Origin of the sequence: Mycobacterium sp. ENV421, from assembly GCF_002887815.1 — a bacterium.
Lineage (GTDB): Bacteria > Actinomycetota > Actinomycetes > Mycobacteriales > Mycobacteriaceae > Mycobacterium.
The window spans coordinates 14,148-35,953 of the sequence record NZ_PDHO01000022.1 but is presented as its reverse complement, the minus strand read 5'-3'; the positions used below and the strand labels follow the sequence as shown (position 1 = coordinate 35,953).

Below are 21,806 nucleotides of genomic sequence, written 5' to 3'. Positions count from 1 at the left end.
CTCCGCGGTCGGTCATGCGGCGGAAAGCTGGTGTGCGCGATGCGCGTGGTGATTGGCCTTACCGCAGTCTGACGTGTGATGTCTGGGACTGCACCGGCCCGATGATTTTCAGTTGCGAGTGTATCAGCGCGGTGTGGGCATCACTGCCCGATTAATGTGGGCACCAGCGGGAAGCCCGGCAGGTTCCGGATGACCGTCCAGCTGATCGCCGCGACGGCGATCACGCTGATCACCGAAAGCGGAAACGGCCGCTCCCCTCGCCGGATCCGCCAGATCGCCCAGAGTGCCAGCAGCGGCAAACCCACGAGCAGGAACACATTGTCGACGACAGCGGCTGCGACGTCGCCGTGCAGCAGGTCGTGGGTCATTCGCAGGCCACCGCACGCCGGGCAGTTCCAGCCGGTGAGCAACCGGAACGGGCACGGCGGAAAGAGTGAGCCGGGCCGGTGCGGGTCGGCGATGCCGACATAGGTGAGCGCACCGATCCCCAGCGCACCCGTGGCGAGCCCGGTGTAGAGCCGGGTTCTGGGTGGCTGGTCGACGCTACCCATCACGCAGGGGACGTCCCTGCGGGTCGCGCACCTTGTCGGTGAGGATCATGACGCCGTCGATGATCCCCCAGATGACCGCGCCGACGCCGCACGTGACGAGCCCGACCAGCAGCTGGGCGATCCCCAGTCCGGTGTAGCCGAGGTAGATGCGGCCGATCCCCACCAGGCCGAACAAGCCGAGCAGCTGCAGCAACCCGGCGACGATCTTGGATTTGTCAGACAGCGGCTCACCGGTGACCGGATGGCGGCCGAACGGGGCGGCGGGATCCACGTAGCCACCCGGGCCCGGATACTGCGGCGGCATCGGGTAATTCGGCGGGGCCTGGTAGTTGGGCGGCGGCGCGCCCTCGGTGCCTCCGAACTGCGGCTCAGTCATGCCCCACAGCATGCCAGAGCCGGGCCCAACCCAGAAGAGCAAGAATCTGCGCCCGGATCGCGCCGGCCCCCGCCGCTACGTGAGCGGTTCCAGCTCCTGCAGCACGGTCGGCACCAGCTCGCTGACGGTCGGGTGGATGTGCATGGTGCGCGATATCGCCGTGTAGGGCTTCTTGGCGGACATGATGTCGAGGATCGAGTGGATGACCTCGTCGCCGCCGACCCCGAGGATCGCCGCGCCGAGGATCTCCTCGGTGTCGGCGTCCACGACGACCTGCATGAAGCCTTGCGTCTCGCCCTTTTCCACCGCCCGGCCGACCCTGGTCATCGGCCGCCGGCCCACCAGGGCCCGACGGCCGGACTTGCGCACCTGGTCGACGGTCAGGCCGGCCCGGCCGAGTGGCGGGTCGATGTAGAGAGCGTAGGTCGGTACCCGGTCGCTGACTCGGCGCGGATCGTCGTCGAGCAGGTTGGCCGCGACGATCTCGAAGTCGTTGTAGGAGGTGTGGGTGAAGGCGCCCTTGCCGTTACAGTCGCCCATCGCCCAGATGTGTTCGGCGGTGGTGCGAAGTTGGTCGTCGACGACGATGTAGCCGCGGCCGTCGACCTCGACACCGGCGCGGTCGAGGCCGAGGTCGTCGGTGTTCGGCTGGCGGCCCACGGCCACCAGCAGGTGTGAACCGGCGATGGGCTCGGCTCCGTCGTACGGAATCACCTCGAAACCGTTGTCGCGCTTGGTGAATCGTAGACCGGATGCGCCGGTGACGACGGTGATGCCCTCGGCCGTGAGGATGTCCTCGATGGCCGCCGAGACGTCCTCGTCCTCGCGCGGCGTGAGCCTGGGCCCCCGTTCGAGCACGGTGACCCGAGCGCCGAACCGGCGATACATCTGGGCGAACTCCAGCCCGATGTAGCTGCCGCCGACGATCACCAGATGGTCAGGCACCACGTCGAGTTCGAGGATGCCGACATTGGTCAGGTAGTCGATGTCGCCGAGCCCGGGCAGCTCCGGCACCACCGCCCGGCCCCCGACATTGAGGAAGATCCGGTCGGCTGTCAGGACCTCGTCCCCGACGCGGATGGTGTGCGGATCCTCGAACCGGGCATGGCCGCGAATCAGAGTGCAACCCGGCATGCCCTCGATCCACGATTCGACGCCGCTGCGATCGCCGAGCACGATTCCGTCCTTGCGCGCCTTCACTTTTGCCATGTCGACCGACACGTCACCGGTGGACACCCCGTAATCGGCTCCGCGGCGGGCGGTGTGGGCGGTGTGCGCACTGGCGACCAGGGTCTTGGTCGGTATACAGCCGGAGTTGACGCACGTTCCGCCGACGAGTTTGCGTTCGATCACCGCGACGGTGTTACCGGCGTCTGTCAGTCGCCCGGCCAAGGGTGGGCCGGCCTGCCCGGCACCGACGATGATCGCGTCTACGTGAGTCACAGAAGACTGACCAGGTAGGCAACCAGGAAGCCGCCGCCCACTGCGATCACGTCCTCGCCGATCGCCACCGGCAGATCACGGCCCCCATTGGCCGCCACCAGCCGTGAGCGTGCCTCGTAGCCACCGAGGGTGCCGAGCACCGCGCCGATGATGCCGGCCCCGAGTGAACTGAACGTATGGAAGAACGCGCTGCCGATCACCGCACCGGCGAACGCACCGGTGAGCAGGCGGGTCAGGAACTGCGCGGTGGTCTTGCGGCTGGGCGTCTTCGGCAGCTGATCGGTGACGAGCTCGACGAGCAACAGGACCGTCAGCACGGCCACGGTGATCCAGCTGCCCACCCAGGCCGACCACTTGTCGGTGACGTCGATCCACCCGAGAAATGCGCCCCATGCCACGACCGCGGGCGCGGTCAGCGCGCGCAATCCGGCGATCACACCGATCAGTAGGGCCAGCAACAGAACGAGAGCGTGCGTCATGACGGTCCTTCGGGCCGGTGGCAACTAAAGGGACGCTAACACGCAGCCGCCGCAGCGGCGGGCCAACCTCAGAAGCGGCAGAACCTGATGTCGGAGGCCAGAATCGCCTTGGCCCCGATGGCCGCGAGCTCATCCATGATCGCGTTCACATCGCGGCGCGGAACCAGGGCGCGCACCGCAACCCAGTCCGGGTCGGCCAGCGGCGCGATCGTGGGTGACTCCAGACCGGGGGTGACCGCGGTGGCGCGATCGAGCACCGAACGCGGGCAGTCGTAGTCGAGCATCAGGTACTGCTGGCCGAACACCACACCTTGGACGCGGGCCGCCAATTGATCGCGCGCGGCCCGGTTGGAGTCGTCGCCGTTGCCGGCCCGTTCGATCAGCACTGCTTCCGAATCACACAGCGTCTCACCGAAAGCCACCAGATCGTGCAGCCGCAGCGTTCGGCCCGAACCGACCACGTCGGCGATCGCGTCGGCCACGCCGAGCTGGATCGAGATCTCGACCGCCCCGTCGAGGCGGATGACGGTGGCCTCGATTCCCTTGCTCGCCAAGTCTTTCCGGACCAGGTTCGGGTACGCGGTGGCGATCCGTTTGCCCGCCAGGTCGGAAACTGCCCATTGCCGTCCAGCCGGTGCGGCGTACCGGAAGCTCGACGAGCCGAAGCCCAGAGCCAGCCGCTCGGTCACCGGGGCGTCGGACTCGGCGGCCAGATCACGGCCGGTGATCCCGAAGTCGAGCTGACCGGAGCCGACGTAGATCGCGATGTCCTTGGGACGCAGGAAGAAGAACTCGACGCCATTGGCCGGGTCGATGACGGTGAGATCCTTGGGATCGGTGCGCCGCCGGTAGCCGGCCTCGGAGAGGATCTCGGCTGCGGATTCGGACAGCGCCCCCTTGTTCGGGACGGCAACGCGCAACATGGCAGCCACCTAGAGCTTCCGGTAGATGTCGTCGAGGGTCAGGCCACGGGCGACCATCATCACCTGCGCCCAGTAGAACAACTGGCTGATCTCCTCGGCCAGCGCCTCGTCGGATTCGTGCTCGGCGGCCAGCCACACCTCGCCGGCTTCTTCGAGGATCTTCTTGCCGAGGGCGTGCACACCGCCGTCCAGCGCGGCGACGGTGGCGCTGCCCGCCGGTCGGGTGCGGGCTCGCTCCCCCAGTTCGGCGAACAGTTCCTCGAAGGTCTTCACGGCCTGCGATTGTTCCATGCGGGTGCAGCCGCCGTCACGGCGGTTTCCGGTCGGCCACTAGGCTGGCTTCTCGTGCGAGTATCCCGGCCACTGTTCGTCCTGGGCGCCGCCGTCGCGGCGCTGGCCGGCTGTTCCAGCCCGATCGTCACCACCAAGGAGTCCGGGGAGCAAACGGCGCCACCCGCGGCCACCACTACTTCAGCGCGTCCCAGCAATGACAAGCTGGTCAATGCGTTCGACTTCTACACCCGGACCGATGACGTGCATTCGGGCTACTACTTCACCAGTCCGAGCGGCAGCTGGCGCTGCGTGATCGTCCCCCGCACCTGGGCCGGTTGCCAGTCGACCTCGGGAACCGGTCGCATCGGCGTGACGGGTGCGCCCGATACGGTGACCGACGCCGACGGGCAGAGCGTCGCACCCAACTCCATCATGGTGTTCACCCAAGACGATCCCCAGTTCGCCTCGGTACCAGCTGAGCAATTCACACAGCCGTCGGGCGCTCCGAAGACGTTGCCGTTCAACAAGATCCTCGCTGCCGCCGGATTTCGCTGCAACATTCAGCAGCAGACCGGCATCTCGTGCCTGAGTGAACAGACCGGCAAGGGATTCACGTTCTCCAACACCGGCGCGAACTGGCAATACACCGACGTCCCCTGAGCACGGCTAACCCGAGCGTGCCGGCTTGTCCTCGTGCAGGAGTTCGGCGTGCATGTCCTCGAGCGAGACACCCTTGGTCTCCATGACCCACTTCCAGACGAACAGTCCCGACAGGATCGCGCACAGCCCGTAGAACCCGTACGCGAGACCCAGGTGCTCGCGCAGGCCGGGGAACGTGACCGTGATCAACCAGTTCGCCGCCCACTGTCCCGCCGCCGCCAGGCCGAGTGCGGCCGCACGGATGCGGTTCGGGAACATCTCGCCCAGCAGCACCCAGACGACCGGCCCCCAGGACATACCGAACGCCACCACGAAGAGGTTCGCGGCGATCAGCGCGACGACTCCGGATGCGCCCGTCAAGTCCGGCTTTCCGTCGACCAGAGTGGCGTTGGCGAAGATGACGGCCATCGTGATGAGGGTGACCGCCATGCCGGACGAGCCGATCAGCAAGAGTGGTTTGCGGCCGATCTTGTCGATCAGGGCGATCGCGATCAGCGTGGTCGCCACGTTCACCACCGACGTGATCACGGTGTAGATGGCCGACTGGTCGGCGTCGAAGCCGACGGCCTGCCACAGCACATTCGAGTAGTAGAAGATCACGTTGATGCCGACGAACTGTTGGAAGATCGACAGTCCCAAGCCAACCCAGACGATGCCGAACAGCCCACCGGTGGGCTTGCGCAGATCCCGCCAGGAGGGCTTGTCCTCGCGCTCCAGGGTTTCCCGGATGCGGCTGATGGTGATCTCGAGGTTCTTCTCGCCCAGCAGCATGCTCAGCACCCGGCGAGCCTCGGGAATCTTGTGACTGGCCACCAGATATCGCGGCGACTCCGGGATGGTGAACGCCAACGCCCCGTACAGGATCGCGGGAATCGCCATCGCCAGGAACATCCACCGCCAGGCGTCGAGGTGCAGCCACAGTTCCTTGTTCGGGCCCCCGGCGGCGTGCTGGAGTAGCCAGTTCACGACGAACGACAGGAAGATGCCGGAGACGATGGCCAGCTGTTGTAGTGAGCCGAGCCGGCCGCGGATGCGCGGCGGGGAGGTCTCGGCGATGTACGCAGGCGCGATCACCGAGGCGATGCCGACGCCGATGCCGCCGACGATCCGGAAGATGACAACCGTCACGACATTCGGTGCCAGCCCGGTGCCGATGGCGCTGATGAGGAAGAACACCGCCGCGATCTTCATGACCGAGATGCGGCCGATGCGGTCGGCGATCCGGCCCGCGGACATCGCACCGGCGGCGGCTCCGAGCAACGCCGACGCGACGGCGAAGCCGAGCTCGGTGTTACCGATGCCGAAGTCCGACTGGATCGAGTCGACCGCACCGTTGATGACCGCGCTGTCGTAGCCGAAGAGCAGGCCGCCCAGAGCGGCTACCGAGGCTATCCGGACCGCCGTGCCGCCCGAGGAGAAGTCCGCGTCCTCGAGTCCTGTGGGTGTGTCGCTGGTGGGTCCCTGGCCGGCCATGAGGCGTCCTTTCCGCAGCACTGCGATCCTGATCACAACTACGATTGCACAGTCGCAGCCGCAACACGCAGATATCGGTCAGCCGTTCACGCCGAGCGTTCGCCGAGTCCTAGCCGCAGGTCCGTGTGAATCTGACGCAGCTGCGGGATGCCCAACCCGGCGAGCGACGAAACGTGCTGCCGGCCAGGGGTGGCGGGCACGTGGATCTCGTTGGGTACCACAAGCACCGGGCATCCGGCGTCTTCGGCGGCAGCGGTGCCGGTGACCGAGTCCTCGATAGCCAGACACTCACCTGCGGCAAACCCGAGCAGCTCGGCGGCGCGCAGGTAGATGTCCGGGGCGGGCTTGCCCTCAGGCACCTCATCGCCGCATACGGTGGCCGAAAAATAATGCCTGCCAATGCTGTTCAACGCATTCTCGGTGAGGTCCCGACGAGTGTTGGTCACCAGCGCCATCGGCACGTCGGCGGCCCGCAGCGCGTCGAGGAGTTCCCGGGCACCCGGGCACCACGGCAGGCCGGTGGAAAACAGTTCTCCGACGTACTCGTGCATCCAGTCGGCGACCTCGGCCATGTGCCCCGGGTGCGGATCCAGACCGAGGTCGGCGAACACGATCCGGATCACCCCGTCGGCCGAGCCGCCCACTGTGGCGTCGCGGACCTCCGGAGACAACACCCGGCCGTGGCGGGTGTACAGCTCCTTGATCGCGACGTCCCAGAGCTTTTCGGAGTCGACGAGAGTGCCGTCCATGTCCCATAACACCGCTCGCACGCCCACGATTGTGCCATGTACCAGGCCCTGACCTCGAATCCGGCGAGTTTGCTGCGACGGATCACTAGGGTGGGCGTCATGCAACTCGGCATGGTTGGTTTGGGACGAATGGGCGCGAACCTGGTTCGCCGATTGATGCGGGGCGGGCACACGTGCGTCGTGTACGACGTGAACCCCGCCGCGGTCAGCGAGCTGGAAGGCGAGGGCGCCACCGGAGCGGCCAGCCTCGAAGAATTCGTCGCACAACTCGACGGTCCGCGCGCGATATGGCTGATGCTGCCCGCCGCGATCGTCGACTCGACTCTTGACGCACTGGTCCCGCTGCTCTCGTCCGGCGACACCGTGATCGACGGCGGCAACTCGTACTACCGCGACGACATCACCCGGGCGCGGAAGCTCGCCGAAAGTGGTCTGCATTACGTCGATTGCGGCACCAGCGGCGGAGTCTGGGGGCTGGACCGCGGCTACTGCCTGATGATCGGCGGCGAGACCGACGTGGTCGATCGCCTCGATCCGATCTTCAAGACCATCGCACCGGGGATCGGTACCGCGGAGCCGACCCCGAACCGGCCCGCGGACGCCGCCGGAACCGCCCCCGAGGGCTACCTACACTGCGGCCCCAACGGCGCCGGGCACTTCGTGAAGATGGTTCACAACGGTGTCGAGTACGGGATGATGGCCGCCATCGCCGAAGGGCTGAGCATCATCAAGCACGCCAACGCCGGCACGGTCGATCGGGTGGTCGACGCCGAGACCACTCCGCTGCGCGACCCGTGGGCCTATCAGTACGACATCAACGTCGGCGAGGTCGCCGAAGTCTGGCGCCGCGGATCGGTGGTCGGATCCTGGCTGGTGGACCTGATCGCGGACGCGTTCGCGGCCTCACCCGGCCTCGACCAGTTCTCCGGGCGGGTATCGGATTCCGGCGAAGGACGCTGGACGGTGCTCGCCGCGGTGGACGAAGGTATCCCCGCCCCGGTCATCACCACCGCCCTCTACGAGCGTTTCCAGTCCCGGCAGCTGGGCGAGTTCACCGACAAGATCTGCTCGGCGATGCGCAGCGAATTCGGTGGCCACGCGGAGAAGAAGTGATGGCCGCTCAAAGCGGTTCCGCCGCAGATGTTCTGGTGATCTTCGGCATCACCGGCGACTTGGCCAGGAAGATGACGTTCCGGTCGTTGTACCGCTTGGAGCGGCGCGGCCTGCTCGGGTGCCCGATCGTCGGGGTGGCGCTGGACGACTGGTCCGCCGACACCCTGCGGGAGCACGCCCGAGCCGCTATCGAGGCCACCGGCGAGCCGGTGGACGACGACGTGTTCGCCCGATTCGCGGCGCGGTTGTCGATGGTCTCCGGCGATTTCGCGGACGCCGCGACCTACACCAAGGTGGCGGACGCCATCAAAGGACGCACCGATCCGGTGTTCTATCTGGAGATCCCGCCGGCACTGTTCGGGCGGGTGGTGGACGGCCTCGCCGGCGCCGGCCTCACCGACAATGCCCGCGTGGTGGTGGAAAAGCCGTTCGGACACGATCTTTCGTCGGCGAAGGCCCTCAACGACCAGTTGAGCGCACACCTGCAGGAGTGGCAGATCTACCGCATCGACCACTTCCTCGGCAAGGAACCGGCGATGGACATCCGCTACATCCGGTTTTCCAACTCGATCATCGAGCCGCTGTGGAACCGCGACCGGATCGAGGCCGTGCAGATCACAATGGCCGAGAACTTCGGCGTCGAGGATCGCGGCCACTTCTACGACCCGGTCGGGGCGTTGCGCGACGTCGTACAGAATCATCTACTGTAGCTCATCGGGCTGATCGCCTCCGAACCGTCGAGCGGCGGCCCGGACGGGTTCCGGGACAAGCGGGTCGAGCTGTTCAAGTCCATCCGTCCCGCCGACCCCAAGCACTACGTGCGCGGTCAGTACGCCGGCTACCGGGAGATCGACGGTGTCGCGCCTGACTCGCAGACCGAGACCTACACGGCGCTGAAGTTGTACATCGACAACTGGCGCTGGTCGGGCGTGCCGTTCTTCATCCGGGCCGGCAAGGCTCTTCCGGTGCGGGCCACCGAGATTCGCGTCATCTTCAAGCGACCGCCCCCACTGCCGTTCCTGCCCGAGATCGACGAGCAGAACGAACTGATCTTCCGGATCGACCCCAGCCCTGGCGTCGACCTCGTGCTTCAGGCCAAGGAATCGGGCGCCGACGCCTCCCGCGCCGTCAACCTCTGCCTGGTGTTCGCCGACGAAATGGCCGCCGCCCCCGAGCCGTACGAGCGACTGCTCGGAGACGCCATGCACGGCGACTCGAGCCAGTTCATCCGGGAAGACGGTGTTGAGGAAACCTGGCGGATCGTCGAGCCGCTGCTGGATTCACCACCGCCGGTCGAGGTGTACCAACCGGGTTCGTGGGGACCGAAGGGAGCCGACGCACTGGTGGCGGGTTATCCGGCCTGGCGTCAGCCCTGGCTGCCCGACCACCAGTGAGCACGGCTGAACAGACCCGTCTCGACGAGGCCACGACCGGGGTGGCACCCTGGCGCCGCTGGGGAACCTACCTGAGCGAACGCGCCTGGGGCAGCGTGCGAGAGGACTACAGCGCCGACGGCGATGCCTGGGCCTACTTTCCGTTCGATCACGCCCGCAGCCGGGCGTACCGGTGGAGCGACGACGGCCTGGCGGGCTGGTGCGATGACGAGCAGACCATCTGTCTGGGCGTAGCGCTGTGGAACGGTCACGACCGCATCCTCAAGGAGCGGCCCTACGGGGTGGCCAACGAGGAGGGCAACCACGGCGAGGACGTCAAGGACTACTGGTTCTACACCGACAACCTGCCCACCCACGCCTATGCGTCGCTGGTCTACAAATACCCGCAGGCCGCATTCCCTTATGACGACCTGCTGCGCACGAACCAGCAGCGCGGGCCGGCGGACGACGAGTACGAACTGTTCGAGGCACTGCGCGAACAATGGCTGCGGCAGCGCTATTTCGACGTCGAGGTGGCCTACGCCAAGGACGGTCCCGAGGACGTCTTCTGCCGCATCACGGTGACCAACCGCGGACCGGACGCCGCGCCGATCCACGTGCTGCCGCAGCTGTGGTACCGCAACACCTGGTCCTGGGATCCCGACCAGGACAGGCCACGGATCACCGCCTGCGGCGACGGGGCGGCGCGCACCTGGCACCGCAGGCTCGGGCAGCGGTGGTACACGGTCACCAGCTCCTGCACCGACACTCCGCGACTGGTGTTCTGCGAGAACGAGACCAACAACCGCCTGCTGTTCTCCTCGCCCAACGCATCGGCCACCACCAAAGACGGCATCAACGACTATTTGGTGGACGGCATCGCCGGAGCCGTCGACCCCGCCGAGGGCAGCAAGGTCGCCGCGATCGTCTCCGCTACTTTGCAGCCCGGTGAAAGCTGCACCGTCACAGTGTGTTTCGCTACCACGGATGCTGTTCGCCCGCCCGGGTACGCCGATGCCGTGCTGGCGGACCGCAAGCGTGAGGCCGACGAGTTCTATCACGCGGTGGCGGCACCGGACCTGAGCGACGACGAGCGGTTGGTCCAGCGACAAGCCTTCGCAGGGCTGCTGTGGTGCAAACAGTTCTACAACTACGCGGTGCGGCGCTGGCTCAAGGGCGACCCGGAGCAGCCGCCACCGCCGCGCGAACGCTGGAGCGCACGCAACCACGACTGGCAGCACTTCGCGGTCAGCGCTGTCATCCTGATGCCCGACGCCTGGGAGTACCCGTGGTTCGCCGCCTGGGACTTGGCCTTTCACTGTGTCGCCGTGGCGCTCATCGATCCCGAGTTCGCCAAGGCACAGGTACTCGTCCTGCACGGCTCCACCGCACAACATCCGCACGGCCAGATCCCGGCCTACGAATGGAAGTTCGGTGACACCAATCCCCCGGTGCATGCCTGGGCGGCGTGGCAGGTCTACCAACTCGATCAGCTCCGCAGCGGTGTGGGCGATTTCGATTTCCTGGCCACCGCGTACCGATCAGCCACCCTCAACGCGATGTGGTGGCTGAATCAGAAGGACGAGACCAACCGCGGCGTGTTCGGCGGTGGGTTCCTCGGCATGGACAACATCGGGGTGTTCGACCGCGACGAGCCGCTGCCCACCGGCGGCGAACTCGCCCAGGTCGACGGCACCGCGTGGATGGCGGCGCTGGTCTTCCATCTGTTGGAGATGGCGATCGAACTGTCCCAAACGGATCCGAGCTACACCGACATGTTCAGCCGGTGGGTGTGGGACGCCTGGCTGGTGGCCAATTCGCTGGAGAAGGGCACCTACCGGGTCAGCTTCTGGAACGACGAGACGAACTTCTATCACGACGTCATCGAAATGCCGGACGGAACAAGCAGATCGCTGGAGGTGTTCTCGATTCAGGCGATCGTTCCACTGTTCGCCGCGATCGCCATCCCGACCAGCGCGACCGAGGTGACCTCGACCCTGCGGCATTGTCTCGAAGCGCTGGCCAAGACCTACGAGCACACCGACGACGACGTCAAACTGGTGATGAGTGGCGGCGACGGCACGCATCTGATGATCGGCGTCATCCACGAGGACCGGCTCACCCATATCCTGCGACGGCTCCTCGACCCCGAGCAGTTCCTGTCCCCCAACGGAATCCGGTCACTGTCGCGGTATCACCGGGACCACCCATACACCTACCACGTCGACGGCGCCGACTACGTCGTGGACTATCAGCCTGCCGAATCACGCAGCCGGATGTTCGGCGGCAACTCGAACTGGCGCGGCCCGGTCTGGCTGCCGACCAATTTCCTCGTCGTCCAGGCGCTGAACTCCTACGCCCGGTTCCTCGGCGAAACGTATCGCGTTCCCGATCCCGCGGGGTCGGCCGACGAGGTCACCCTGCACGTGGTGGCCGACCGGTTGGCTCGCCAGCTCACCGGCCTCCTGGTCCGCGACGAGAACGGCCGGCGAGCAGTGTTCGGGACCAACGAGTACTTCCAGAGCGACCCGCACTGGCGCGACCTGATCCCGTTCCACGAGTACTTCGACGGCGACACCGGCCGCGGCCTCGGCGCCAGCCACCAGACCGGCTGGACCGCGACCGTCGCTGTGCTGCTGCAGTTCCGGGGCAGCCTGTACTTCCGGCGCTAGGACCTAGTCCTCCGGGTTGTAGCCGAGGTTCGGCGCCAGCCAGCGCTCGGCCTCGGCCAGGGTCCAGCCCTTGCGCTTGGCGTAGTCGGCAACCTGATCCTGGGCCAGCCGGCCGACCACGAAGTACTGCGACTGCGGGTGCGAGAAGTACCAGCCGCTGACCGCGGCGCCAGGCCACATCGCCATCGACTCGGTCAGCTCGATACCGGTGCGCTCCTTGACGTCCATCAGCTCCCAGAGCGTCATCTTCTCGGTGTGCTCCGGGCAGGCGGGATAGCCGGGCGCGGGACGGATTCCGACGTACTTCTCGCCGATCAGCGCGTCGTTGTCCAGCTGCTCGTCGGGCTGATAACCCCAGAACTCCTTGCGGACCCGCTGATGCATGCGTTCGGCGAACGCCTCCGCCAGCCGGTCGGCGATCGACTCCAGCAGGATCGCGCTGTAGTCGTCGAGCGCGGCCTTGAACTCCGCGATCTTCTCGCCGCCGCCGAGCCCTGACGTGACGGCGAAGGCGCCGACGTAGTCCGCCAGGCCGGTGTCTTTGGGCGCGACGAAATCGCCGAGGCTCCGGTTGGGGATGCCGTCGCGGTGCTCGCCCTGCTGGCGCAGGTTGTGCAACCTGGTCAACACCTCGGTGCGGGTCTCGTCGGTGTACACCTCGATGTCGTCGCCGACGGCGTTCGCGGGGAAGAAGCCGATCACCCCGTTGGCGGTCAGCCACTTCTCCTTGATCGCGGTGTCGAGCATCTGCTGGGCGTCGTCGTACAGCTTGCGAGCCGCCTCGCCGGAGGCCGGGTTGTTCAGGATGTCGGGGAACCGGCCCTTCATCTCCCAGGCGTTGAAAAACGGCTGCCAGTCGATGAATTCGCGGAGCTCCGCGAGGTCGTAGTCGAGAAACTCCCGCACGCCGAGGCCCTGGGCCGGCACCGGCGGTGTGTAGCCGTCCCACTCGATCGGCGTCCGGTTGGCGCGGGCCTTCTCCAGGGTGAGCATCGGCCGCTCGTTCTTCTGCGCGTGCCGTTCCCGCAGTGACGCGTAGTCCTTCTCGGTGGCCTCCAGCAGAGCCGGCCGCTGCTTGTCGTCGAGCAGCGCGGCGGCGACCGGCACCGAGCGGGACGCGTCCTTCACCCACACCACCGGGCCGCTGCGGCGCGGTGAGATCTTCACGGCCGTATGGGCGCGCGAGGTTGTCGCGCCACCGATCAGCAGCGGGATCTGCAGGCCTTGGCGTTCCATCTCGACGGCGAAGTTGGCCATCTCGTCCAGGGACGGGGTGATCAGACCGGACAGCCCGATGATGTCGGCGTCGTGCTCCTTGGCCGCCTCCAGGATCTTGGCCGCGGGCACCATCACACCGAGGTCGATCACCTCGAAGTTGTTGCACTGCAGCACAACCCCGACGATGTTCTTGCCGATGTCGTGGACGTCGCCCTTCACGGTGGCCATGATGATCGTGCCGTTGGTGTCCTTACCGGCCGCGGCGCCGGACTCTTCTTTTTCCTTCTCGATGAACGGCAGCAGGTAGGCGACGGCCTTCTTCATCACCCGGGCCGACTTCACCACCTGGGGCAGGAACATCTTGCCGGAACCGAACAGGTCACCGACGACGTTCATGCCGTCCATCAGCGGACCTTCGATCACCTCGATCGGGCGACCGCCCGCGGCGGCGATGTCGGCCCGCAACTCCTCGGTGTCGTCGTCGACGTGCGCGTCGATGCCCTTCACCAGAGCATGCGTGATCCGCTCGCGGACCGGCAGAGACCGCCATTCGGCCGCGGCCGGATCGTCAGCTTTCTCCGAACTGTTGAACCGCTCGGCGATCTCGAGGAGGCGTTCGGCCGCGTCCTCGCGACGGTTCAGCACGACATCCTCGATGCGGTCGCGAAGCTCGGGGTCGATCGAGTCGTACGGCACCAGTGCGCCGGCGTTGACGATGCCCATGTCCAGGCCGGCCTTGATGGCGTGGAACAGGAACACCGCGTGGATCGCCTCGCGGACCGGGTTGTTGCCCCGGAACGAGAACGACACGTTCGAGATGCCGCCGGAGATGTGCACTCCCGGCAGGTTCTCCTTGATCCAGGCGCAGGCCTCGATGAAGTCGATGCCGTAGGTGGCGTGCTCCTCGATGCCGGTCGCCAGGGCGAAGCAGTTCGGGTCGAAGATGATGTCCTCGGCCGGGAAGCCGACCTCTTCGGTCAGGACCCGGTAGGCGCGCCCGCAGATCTCCTTGCGGCGTTCCAGGTTGTCGGCCTGCCCTTGTTCGTCGAAGGCCATCACCACGACGGCGGCACCGTACTTGCGGCACAGCCGGGCCTCGCGGATGAACTTCTCCTCGCCCTCCTTCATGGAGATCGAGTTGACGATCGGCTTGCCCTGCACGTTCTTCAGGCCGGCCTCGATGACCTCCCACTTGGAGGAGTCGATCATCACCGGGACGCGGCTGATGTCGGGTTCGGCGGCGATCAGTTTGGTGAACCGGTCCATCGCGGCGACGCCGTCGATCATGCCTTCGTCCATGTTGATGTCGATGACCTGCGCACCGACCTCGACCTGCTGCAGCGCCACCGACAACGCGGTGTCGTAGTCCTCGGCTTTGATGAGGTTGCGGAACCGGGCCGAGCCGGTGATGTTGGTGCGCTCACCGATGTTCACGAACAGCGATTCGTCGGTGATGTTGAGCGGTTCCAGGCCGGCCAGCCGGGTGGCGACCGCGATCTGCGGTACCTCACGGGGCGTCTTGCCTTCGACGACCTTCGCGATCTCGGCGATGTGCGCCGGTGTCGTTCCGCAGCAGCCGCCGACCATGTTGACCAGACCGGCGTCGGCGAATTCTTCGACGTATCCGGCCTGACGCTTCGGGGATTCGTCGTACTCGCCGAAGGCGTTGGGCAGACCGGCATTCGGATAGCAGGACACGAAGGTGTCCGCGATGCGCGAGATCTCGGCGAGGTACGGCCTCATCTCGGGTGCGCCGAGGGCGCAGTTGAGACCAACCGCGAGCGGCTTGGCATGCCGGATCGAGTTCCAGAACGCCTCGGTGACCTGACCGGACAACGTCCGCCCGGACGCGTCGGTGATGGTGCCCGAGATGATCACCGGCCAGCGGCGGCCGCGCTCCTCGAACAGCGTCTCGATGGCGAAGATCGCCGCCTTGGCGTTGAGAGTGTCGAAGATCGTCTCGACGATGAGGATGTCGGCACCGCCGTCGACCAGCCCGTTGGCGGCGTCGAGGTAGGCGGCGACCAGCTGGTCGTAGGAGACGTTGCGGGCGCCGGGGTCATTGACGTCCGGGGAGATCGACGCGGTCCGGGTCGTCGGACCCAGCGCACCCGCGACGTAGCGCGGCTTGTCGGGCGTGCTGAACTCGTCGCAGGCCGTGCGGGCCAGCGCCGCACCGGCGTAATTCAGCTCGTAGCCCAGCTCCGCCATGCCGTAGTCGGACAGCGAGACCGCGTTCGCGTTGAACGTGTTGGTCTCCAGGATGTCGGCGCCGGCGTCGAGGTACTCGCGGTGGATGCCCTCGATGATGTGCGGCTGGGTCAGGGTGAGCAGGTCGTTGTTGCCGACCAGGTCGCTCGGCCAGTCCTTGAACCGCTCGCCGCGATACCCGGCCTCATCCGGTCGGTCACGCTGAATCGCCGTTCCCATCGCACCGTCGATCACCAGGATCCGCTCGCGCATGGCCGCTGCCAACGCATCAGTGCAGTCCGGGCGGATGTTCGGCATGAAGCCGTTCGACTCAGGGGTGCTCACAAACGTTCCTTCCATGACGGAAGGCGTCCTTAACTCTGCCGAGCGTGGCGGATACCGGCAGCCGGCCGGACCCGTTGCAACGCCTCTCGACGGTGAAAAGTCTACGTCGTCCTGCAATCGACTTCTGGACGCCTAACCCGTCGGGTTAACCAGATTGCAGCCGAACGTATTTCGCACCGAGGACGCCCGGGCCCGCAACCACGTGCCGATGACGCGTCTACTAGCACACGCCACGACACCAGGGTAGTCGGTCCGAGAAGGCTCATCGAAGCCGAGCAACCCTTAGGCTGAAGTTGTGACCCCGTCGAATTTCAGCGGCGCGAAAGGCCCGGATCTGCCCGAATTGCAGAACACGATCATCGTCGCGGCTTTCGAGGGCTGGAACGACGCCGGCGATGCCGCCAGCGACGCGCTCGAGCACTTGGACGCGATCTGGGAGGCCGACACGATCGTCGAGATCGACGACGAGGCATATTACGACTATCAGGTGAATCGTCCGGTGATCCGGCAGGTGGACGGCGTGACCCGCGAACTGGTGTGGCCGTCGATGCAAATCTCACACTGCCGCCCGCCCGGCTCGGACCGCGACATCGTGCTGATGCACGGCGTGGAACCCAACATGCGGTGGCGCACGTTCTGCGCCGAGTTGCTCGCGATCGCCGACAAGCTGAACGTGGACACCGTGGTGATCCTGGGCGCGCTGCTGGCCGACACCCCGCACACCCGGCCCGTTCCGGTCTCCGGAGCGGCCTACTCCCCCGAATCCGCGAAGTTCTTCGGTCTCGAGGAAACCCGCTACGAGGGCCCGACGGGGATCGCCGGCGTGTTCCAGGATGCCTGCGTGGCGGCCGGCATCCCGGCGGTGACGTTCTGGGCCGCGGTGCCGCACTACGTGTCGCAACCGCCCAATCCGAAGGCCACCGTCGCGCTGCTGCGGCGCGTCGAGGATGTGCTCGACATCGAGGTGCCGTTGGGCGATCTGCCCGCGCAGGCCGAGGAGTGGGAGCAGGCCGTCACCGAGATGACCGCCGAGGACGAGGAGATCGCCGAGTACGTGGCCTCCCTGGAACAGCGCGGCGACGCCGAGGTCGACGTCAACGAGGCGCTCTCCAAGGTCGACGGCGACGCGCTGGCCGCCGAGTTCGAGCGGTACTTGCGCCGGCGCGGTCCGGGTTTTCGCAGCTAGCCCGACCTCACGCCGGGCGGAAGCCCAGCAGCGGAACCTCGTGGACCAGACGTTCGCGCGCGGTCGGCGTGCCGTCGTAATCCCAGCCCACCAGTTTGGACAGTCCCTTGCGGACCACCGGCGTGATCAGCCGGTTGCGCCGTTCGTAGTCGGCGATCACCGACGCCGCTTCGGCCGGCTCCAATGTCCGGCACACCGGCGTGAACCGGCGCCGACCGTTGATCACCTCGACCGGCGGGTTGGCCGTGACGTTGCGATACCAGTCAGAGGATGAGCCGAAGCCCGAGACCACGTAGATCTCCTCGCCTCGTCGGCCGACGACTTCGAGCACGGTGCGGTAATGCCGGCCCGACCGCCGGCCGACATGGGTCAGGCACATCAGCCGGCCGGTCAGCAGCCAGCCGAGGCCGCGGCCGTAGAGCCAGGTGGGCGCCCGGAACAGCGCGCGGGTGAGCCGCCCCGGATTCCATTGCCTCACTTGACAACCTCCTGCCAGGAGTGGTCTTTACGGCGGAGCTGGGAGATCAGCCCGCTGGATTTGCCGGCCAGAGCGGCGCCGACGTAGCGATTCGCCAGCGGCAGCCGGGCGGCCGCCGCGAGCGCGGTGCGGCGCACCCACAGCCCGAGCGCCGACTTGGGCAGAAACCAGCGGGCCGCCCGGCGGCCGCTGGCCTGCTTCTCCTCGGCGACCGGTCGCCACAACCGCTCGTAATCGGCGAGCGCCTGCTCGATCGACGGTGACCGCTGCAGCCGGTCGGCCAGCACATACGCTCCGGCGATGCCCAACGAGGCGCCCTGGCCGGCCAGCAGCGACACCGCGTAGCAGGCGTCACCCAGCAGCACCACCCGGCCCCGACTCCAGCGTGGCAGCTGGATCTGGGCGACCTGGTCGTAGTAGATGTCCTCGGCCGGTGGGCACCGGTCGAGGGCACGGGGAGCCAGCCAGCCCAGGTGTCGGTAGGCGCGCCGAACCGCCGAGCGCACATCGTCGGGCAATGCCGGATCGGCCTGGCGGTGCACCGCGAACGCGGCGATGCGCCCGTCGCGCAGCGTGTAGAAACCCATCTGCTCGCCCACGGTGTCGGTCAGGACGAAGCGGCCCGCCGTCACCTCCCGGCACTGTGGGTCGTCGAACACGAACGCCGCGGTATGGAAGCCGAGGTAGCGCACGAACTTCGCCTCGTCGCCGAACGCCAGCCGCCGTACCGTCGAGTGAATCCCGTCGGCACCGACCAGGAGGTCGGCCGCCAGGCTGGTGCCGTCCTCGAGATGCACCGTCACGCCGTCGCCGTGATCGTCGAAACCCACGACGGCACAACCGAACCGAATGTCCACACCGTCGTCGAGGCTGTTGCGAAGTACGTGCTCCAAATCCGGGCGCATCACACTGCGCAGCCGTCCGCCGACAGCGGCGGCGAACTGCCGGTAGGGCAATCCCGCCCGACGACGCCCCCGCTCGTCGACCAGGCTCACCTCGTCCACCGGATAGGCGATCTCATCGATCGCGGGCACCAGCCCCATCGCCTCGGCGGCGTCGAACCCCGGTCCGAAGAAATCGATCATGTAGCCCTGCGTGCGGGGTGCCGGTGCGCGTTCGAAGAGAACCACCTCCGCGCCCATCGCCCGGATCCGGTTGGCCAGCGCCAGCCCGGCCATTCCCGCTCCACAAATCGCCACCTTCATGGGCATCTCCTTTCATGTGGTTGAGCTTTTCTGTTCGGGTCGGGGCCGCGTGCGTCCGCCGGTCAGGTGACCAACCGGCGCAGGATGGCCGCCGCAGCCGGCCCACCCACCCCGCCGCCGAGACCCCGATGCAGCAGGACTCCGTCGAGGGCGGCGAGCAGCACCGCGGCGGTGCCGTCCGGATCCGCAACCCCGCGGTCGGCCAGCCGGCGACCGAGGCTGACCCGCAGGCCATGCAGTGCATCGGCGATGTCATCGCGCAGCGTGTCATCGCGGGTGGCGGCGAGATAGGCCTCGATGAACAACATCGACGTCGGATCGGTGCCCGAATACGAGGCCACCGACGCCAACATGGCCTCGACCAGATCTCCGGCGCCGCCGGCGCCGTCCAGATACGCGTCGAGTTCACTCACCGCCGCACGCATCCCCGTCGTCACCGCCTCGCGCAGCAGTGCCTGCATGGACGGGAAGTGGTAGTGCACCACCGACGGGGTGACGCCGGCCCGCTCGGCCAGCGTGCGGGTACTCACCGCGGTCCAGCCACGCTCGGCGATGAGTTCGACCGCCCCGGCCAGCAGCCGCTGACGCACCTCACGGCCCCGTTCTGACGCTGGGGAACTCACCACCGTCGACCACCTCTCGCGCAGAATTAGGACGATCGCCCTGTACGACTGTCCTGACAGTATCAGGCGGGCGCCCACAGCGGCGCCGGGAGGTCTCCTGCCGACCAGTTGGTAGGGCTGCGCTACCGTGCAATGGATCGAGCAATAGATACTGCCGAGTAACAAGAATCGAGGTTGCGCTCGTGAAGCTGGCACTCAGTGACGAGGACGCAAAGTTCCGCGATGAACTCCGCGAGTTCTTCACCACCCAAGTCCCCGCCGACATCCGCGAACGGGCTCGCACGGACAGCCTGAACTTCCCCGATGACGCGATCACGACCCAGCGCATCCTGAACAAGGCCGGGTTGGGTGTGCCCAACTGGCCGGTGGAGTGGGGCGGCAAGGACTGGACCCCGCTGCAGCGCCAGATCTGGGCCGACGAGATGCGCATGGCGTGCGTTCCCGAGCCGCTGGCCTTCAACGCCAGCATGGTCGGGCCCGTGATCGCGCACTTCGGTTCGCAGGAGATCAAGGAACGCTTCCTGCCGCCGACGGCGAACCTCGACATCTGGTGGTGCCAAGGCTTTTCCGAGCCCGAAGCCGGCTCCGACCTGGCCGGGCTGCGGACCGTCGCGGTGCGCGACGGCGACGACTACGTCATCAACGGCCAGAAGACCTGGACGACGCTCGGCCAGTACGCCGACTGGATCTTCGTGCTGGCCCGCACCAACCCGGATGCCCCGAAGAAGCAGGCCGGCATCTCCTTCATCCTCGTCGAGATGAACACCCCCGGCATCACGCTGCGGCCGATCAAGCTGATCGACGGCAGCTACGAGGTCAACGAGGTGTTCTTCGAAGACGTCCGGGTGCCCGCCAATCAGCTTGTCGGCGAGGAGAACCAGGGCTGGAGCTACGCCAAGTTCCTGCTGTCCAACGAGCGCACCGGCATCGCCCGGATCGGCACCACCAAGCTGTGGCTCGCCGACGTCAAGGAGAACGCCGCCCAGACCAAGGTCGGCGCGGGCAGCCTGCTCGACGATCCGTTGTTCGCCGCCAAGGTCGCCGAGATCGAAAACGAGCTGCTGGCACTGGAACTCACGCAGCTGCGGGTCAGCGGCGACGAGGGCACCGGCAAACCGAACCCGGCGTCGTCGATTCTGAAGCTGCGCGGCAGCCAGTTGCAGCAGGCCGTCACCGAGCTGGCCGTGGAGGTGGCCGGACCGGATGCGCTGCCGTTCGACGGCGGCGCCGATATCGAATCCCCGCTCTGGGCGCAGCACGCCGCGCCGAAGTATCTGAACTACCGCAAGACCTCGATCTACGGCGGAAGCAACGAGGTCCAGCGCACCATCATCTCCTCGACGATCCTGGGACTGTGAGGGACGGCCAGCCATGAACTTTGATTTGACCGACGAACAAGAACTGCTCCGCGACACCGCGCGCGAGGTGTTCTCCCGCACCTACGACATCGAGACCCGCAACAAAACCGTCGACTCCGAGCTCGGCTGGAGCCGCGACGTGTGGCGTCAGCTGGCCGAGATCGGCATCCTCGGACTGGGTTTCGAGCCCGAGGAAGCCGGCCAGATCGAGATCATCGTCGTGATGACCGAGCTCGGCCGCCGTCTGGCACCCGAGCCGGTGGCCGCGGCCGCGCTGATCCCGGGCGGCCTGATCGCCGAACTGGGCAGCGACTCTCAGCGCGCTCAGCTCGACGACGTCGCCGCCGGTGAGCGGCTGCTCGCGTTGGCGCACACCGAGAAGGGCCTGCGCGGCCTTGACGAATTGTCGACGCGCGCAACCAAAACCGGTGACTCCTGGACCATCACCGGCCGCAAGAACCCGGTCCTGGCCGGCGACAGCGCCGATGCGCTGGTCGTCACCGCCGCCCTGCCCGACGGTGGCATCGGCGCGTTCCTCGTCGACGCCGCGTCAACCACCCGCCGCGGATACCGGACCTTCGACGGGCAGCGCGGCGCCGAGATCGACTTCACCGACGCCCCGGCGCAGCCGCTCGGCGACGGCGGCGATGCCAGCGAACGCATCCACGCAACGCTGATCCGCTACTCCTCGGCCCTGTGCGCCGAAGCCGTTGGCGCCATGGATGAATCGCTGCGGATGACCACGGAGTATCTGAACGCACGCAAGCAGTTCGGCGTGCCGCTCAAGACGTTCCAGACGCTCACCCAGCGTGCCGCCGACATGTACGTGTCGCTCGAGCTGGCTCGCAGCATGAACTACTACGCCGCGATGTGCATCAGCGACGGCCGGCTGGATCCCATGGTCGCGGCCCGGGCCAAGCTGCAGATCGGACGGTCGGGTAAGCACATCGCCCAGGAGTCGATCCAGATGCACGGAGGTATCGGCGTGACCGCCGAATACCCGGTGGCCCACTACGCCGCACGGCTCACCGCTATCGACCAGACCCTCGGGTCGGCCACCGATCAGCTGCGATTCCTCAGCTCGCAGGTGGGCAGCTACGGCGCCGTCGCTCTGTAGG

Annotated in this window: 18 protein-coding genes and 1 pseudogene; 7 read left to right on the top strand and 12 right to left on the bottom strand. The window is 67.0% G+C overall.

The window, feature by feature from the left end:
* Positions 1–140 precede the first annotated feature (140 nt).
* The 6 genes from CRM90_RS21865 to CRM90_RS21840 all read right to left on the bottom strand — a co-directional run bounded on the left by CRM90_RS21865 (position 141) and on the right by CRM90_RS21840 (position 4,063).
* Positions 141–551: a DUF2752 domain-containing protein gene (locus CRM90_RS21865; protein ID WP_102809030.1), complete on the bottom strand. Its 411-nt coding sequence runs from the start codon at positions 549–551 to the stop codon at positions 141–143.
* The gene (locus tag CRM90_RS21860; protein ID WP_102809029.1) at positions 544–939 is read right to left on the bottom strand and encodes an NINE protein; all 396 of its coding nucleotides are present in this window, start codon (positions 937–939) and stop codon (positions 544–546) included. The genes CRM90_RS21865 and CRM90_RS21860 overlap by 8 nt, the downstream gene beginning before the upstream one ends.
* 63 nt (positions 940–1,002) lie before the next feature.
* Positions 1,003–2,370, bottom strand: coding sequence for an FAD-containing oxidoreductase (locus tag CRM90_RS21855; protein ID WP_102809028.1), 1,368 nt, complete (start codon positions 2,368–2,370; stop codon positions 1,003–1,005).
* A complete protein-coding gene (locus CRM90_RS21850; RefSeq protein WP_102809027.1) occupies positions 2,367–2,849 on the bottom strand; it encodes a DUF4126 family protein in 483 nt (160 codons plus the stop codon). The genes CRM90_RS21855 and CRM90_RS21850 overlap by 4 nt, the downstream gene beginning before the upstream one ends.
* Before the next feature lie 68 nt (positions 2,850–2,917).
* Entirely contained in the window at positions 2,918–3,772 is an 855-nt protein-coding gene (gene hisG, locus CRM90_RS21845; RefSeq protein ID WP_102809073.1) for an ATP phosphoribosyltransferase, read from the bottom strand.
* 9 nt (positions 3,773–3,781) lie between these two features.
* Positions 3,782–4,063, bottom strand: coding sequence for a phosphoribosyl-ATP diphosphatase (locus tag CRM90_RS21840; protein WP_036344717.1), 282 nt, complete (start codon positions 4,061–4,063; stop codon positions 3,782–3,784).
* 54 nt (positions 4,064–4,117) lie between these two features.
* Here CRM90_RS21840 and CRM90_RS21835 point away from each other — a divergent pair, with 54 nt between their 5' ends.
* Positions 4,118–4,705, top strand: a complete 588-nt coding sequence (locus CRM90_RS21835; RefSeq protein ID WP_102809026.1) for a hypothetical protein — start codon at positions 4,118–4,120, stop codon at positions 4,703–4,705.
* A 6-nt stretch (positions 4,706–4,711) separates the two neighbouring features.
* On the opposite strand, the gene CRM90_RS21830 is transcribed toward CRM90_RS21835, so the two are convergent.
* The gene (locus CRM90_RS21830) at positions 4,712–6,178 is read right to left on the bottom strand and encodes a sugar porter family MFS transporter (protein WP_102809072.1); all 1,467 of its coding nucleotides are present in this window, start codon (positions 6,176–6,178) and stop codon (positions 4,712–4,714) included.
* An 86-nt stretch (positions 6,179–6,264) separates the two neighbouring features.
* On the bottom strand, positions 6,265–6,948 hold the full coding sequence (locus CRM90_RS21825; protein ID WP_102809025.1) for an HAD family hydrolase: 684 nt from the start codon (positions 6,946–6,948) through the stop codon (positions 6,265–6,267).
* A gap of 78 nt (positions 6,949–7,026) precedes the next feature.
* On the opposite strand from CRM90_RS21825, the gene gnd reads away from it, so the two are divergent.
* The 3 genes and pseudogenes from gnd to CRM90_RS21810 all read left to right on the top strand — a co-directional run bounded on the left by gnd (position 7,027) and on the right by CRM90_RS21810 (position 12,085).
* Positions 7,027–8,040: a phosphogluconate dehydrogenase (NAD(+)-dependent, decarboxylating) gene (gene gnd / locus CRM90_RS21820; protein ID WP_102809071.1), complete on the top strand. Its 1,014-nt coding sequence runs from the start codon at positions 7,027–7,029 to the stop codon at positions 8,038–8,040.
* Positions 8,040–9,434, top strand: a pseudogene (zwf, locus tag CRM90_RS21815) (glucose-6-phosphate dehydrogenase). Before gnd ends, zwf begins: the two are co-directional and overlap by 1 nt.
* Positions 9,431–12,085, top strand: a complete 2,655-nt coding sequence (locus tag CRM90_RS21810) for an MGH1-like glycoside hydrolase domain-containing protein (RefSeq protein ID WP_102809024.1) — start codon at positions 9,431–9,433, stop codon at positions 12,083–12,085. The pseudogene zwf and the gene CRM90_RS21810 overlap by 4 nt, the downstream one beginning before the upstream one ends.
* 3 nt (positions 12,086–12,088) lie before the next feature.
* Here CRM90_RS21810 and metH read toward each other — a convergent pair whose 3' ends face one another.
* On the bottom strand, positions 12,089–15,853 hold the full coding sequence (gene metH / locus CRM90_RS21805) for a methionine synthase (RefSeq protein ID WP_102809023.1): 3,765 nt from the start codon (positions 15,851–15,853) through the stop codon (positions 12,089–12,091).
* Between the two features lie 280 nt (positions 15,854–16,133).
* On the opposite strand from metH, the gene CRM90_RS21800 reads away from it, so the two are divergent.
* Entirely contained in the window at positions 16,134–17,024 is an 891-nt protein-coding gene (locus tag CRM90_RS21800) for a PAC2 family protein (RefSeq protein ID WP_102809022.1), read from the top strand.
* A gap of 7 nt (positions 17,025–17,031) precedes the next feature.
* On the opposite strand, the gene CRM90_RS21795 is transcribed toward CRM90_RS21800, so the two are convergent.
* The 3 genes from CRM90_RS21795 to CRM90_RS21785 form a co-directional block, all read right to left on the bottom strand.
* A complete protein-coding gene (locus CRM90_RS21795; RefSeq protein WP_199189993.1) occupies positions 17,032–17,502 on the bottom strand; it encodes a nitroreductase family deazaflavin-dependent oxidoreductase in 471 nt (156 codons plus the stop codon).
* Positions 17,499–18,707, bottom strand: coding sequence for an FAD-dependent monooxygenase (locus CRM90_RS21790; protein ID WP_102809021.1), 1,209 nt, complete (start codon positions 18,705–18,707; stop codon positions 17,499–17,501). The genes CRM90_RS21795 and CRM90_RS21790 overlap by 4 nt, the downstream gene beginning before the upstream one ends.
* Positions 18,708–18,769: 62 nt before the next feature.
* The gene (locus CRM90_RS21785; RefSeq protein ID WP_102809020.1) at positions 18,770–19,330 is read right to left on the bottom strand and encodes a TetR/AcrR family transcriptional regulator; all 561 of its coding nucleotides are present in this window, start codon (positions 19,328–19,330) and stop codon (positions 18,770–18,772) included.
* A gap of 182 nt (positions 19,331–19,512) precedes the next feature.
* Between CRM90_RS21785 and CRM90_RS21780 the strand changes: the two genes are divergently transcribed.
* Both CRM90_RS21780 and CRM90_RS21775 read left to right on the top strand, forming a co-directional pair.
* A complete protein-coding gene (locus tag CRM90_RS21780; RefSeq protein ID WP_102809019.1) occupies positions 19,513–20,688 on the top strand; it encodes an acyl-CoA dehydrogenase family protein in 1,176 nt (391 codons plus the stop codon).
* Positions 20,689–20,701: 13 nt separating this feature from the next.
* Positions 20,702–21,805, top strand: a complete 1,104-nt coding sequence (locus CRM90_RS21775) for an acyl-CoA dehydrogenase family protein (RefSeq protein ID WP_102809018.1) — start codon at positions 20,702–20,704, stop codon at positions 21,803–21,805.
* The last annotated feature ends 1 nt before the right edge of the window (position 21,806 follow it).

What these genes read in the sequence shown, in the direction of transcription:
- CRM90_RS21865 (WP_102809030.1), bottom strand. Translation starts at nt 551, where the DNA reads ATGGGTAGCGTCGACCAGCCACCCAGAACCCGGCTCTACACCGGGCTC.
- CRM90_RS21860 (WP_102809029.1), bottom strand. Translation starts at nt 939, where the DNA reads ATGCTGTGGGGCATGACTGAGCCGCAGTTCGGAGGCACCGAGGGCGCG.
- CRM90_RS21850 (WP_102809027.1), bottom strand. Translation starts at nt 2,849, where the DNA reads ATGACGCACGCTCTCGTTCTGTTGCTGGCCCTACTGATCGGTGTGATC.
- hisG (WP_102809073.1), bottom strand. Translation starts at nt 3,772, where the DNA reads ATGTTGCGCGTTGCCGTCCCGAACAAGGGGGCGCTGTCCGAATCCGCA.
- CRM90_RS21840 (WP_036344717.1), bottom strand. Translation starts at nt 4,063, where the DNA reads ATGGAACAATCGCAGGCCGTGAAGACCTTCGAGGAACTGTTCGCCGAA.
- CRM90_RS21830 (WP_102809072.1), bottom strand. Translation starts at nt 6,178, where the DNA reads ATGGCCGGCCAGGGACCCACCAGCGACACACCCACAGGACTCGAGGAC.
- gnd (WP_102809071.1), top strand. Translation starts at nt 7,027, where the DNA reads ATGCAACTCGGCATGGTTGGTTTGGGACGAATGGGCGCGAACCTGGTT.
- metH (WP_102809023.1), bottom strand. Translation starts at nt 15,853, where the DNA reads ATGGAAGGAACGTTTGTGAGCACCCCTGAGTCGAACGGCTTCATGCCG.
- CRM90_RS21790 (WP_102809021.1), bottom strand. Translation starts at nt 18,707, where the DNA reads ATGAAGGTGGCGATTTGTGGAGCGGGAATGGCCGGGCTGGCGCTGGCC.
- CRM90_RS21775 (WP_102809018.1), top strand. Translation starts at nt 20,702, where the DNA reads ATGAACTTTGATTTGACCGACGAACAAGAACTGCTCCGCGACACCGCG.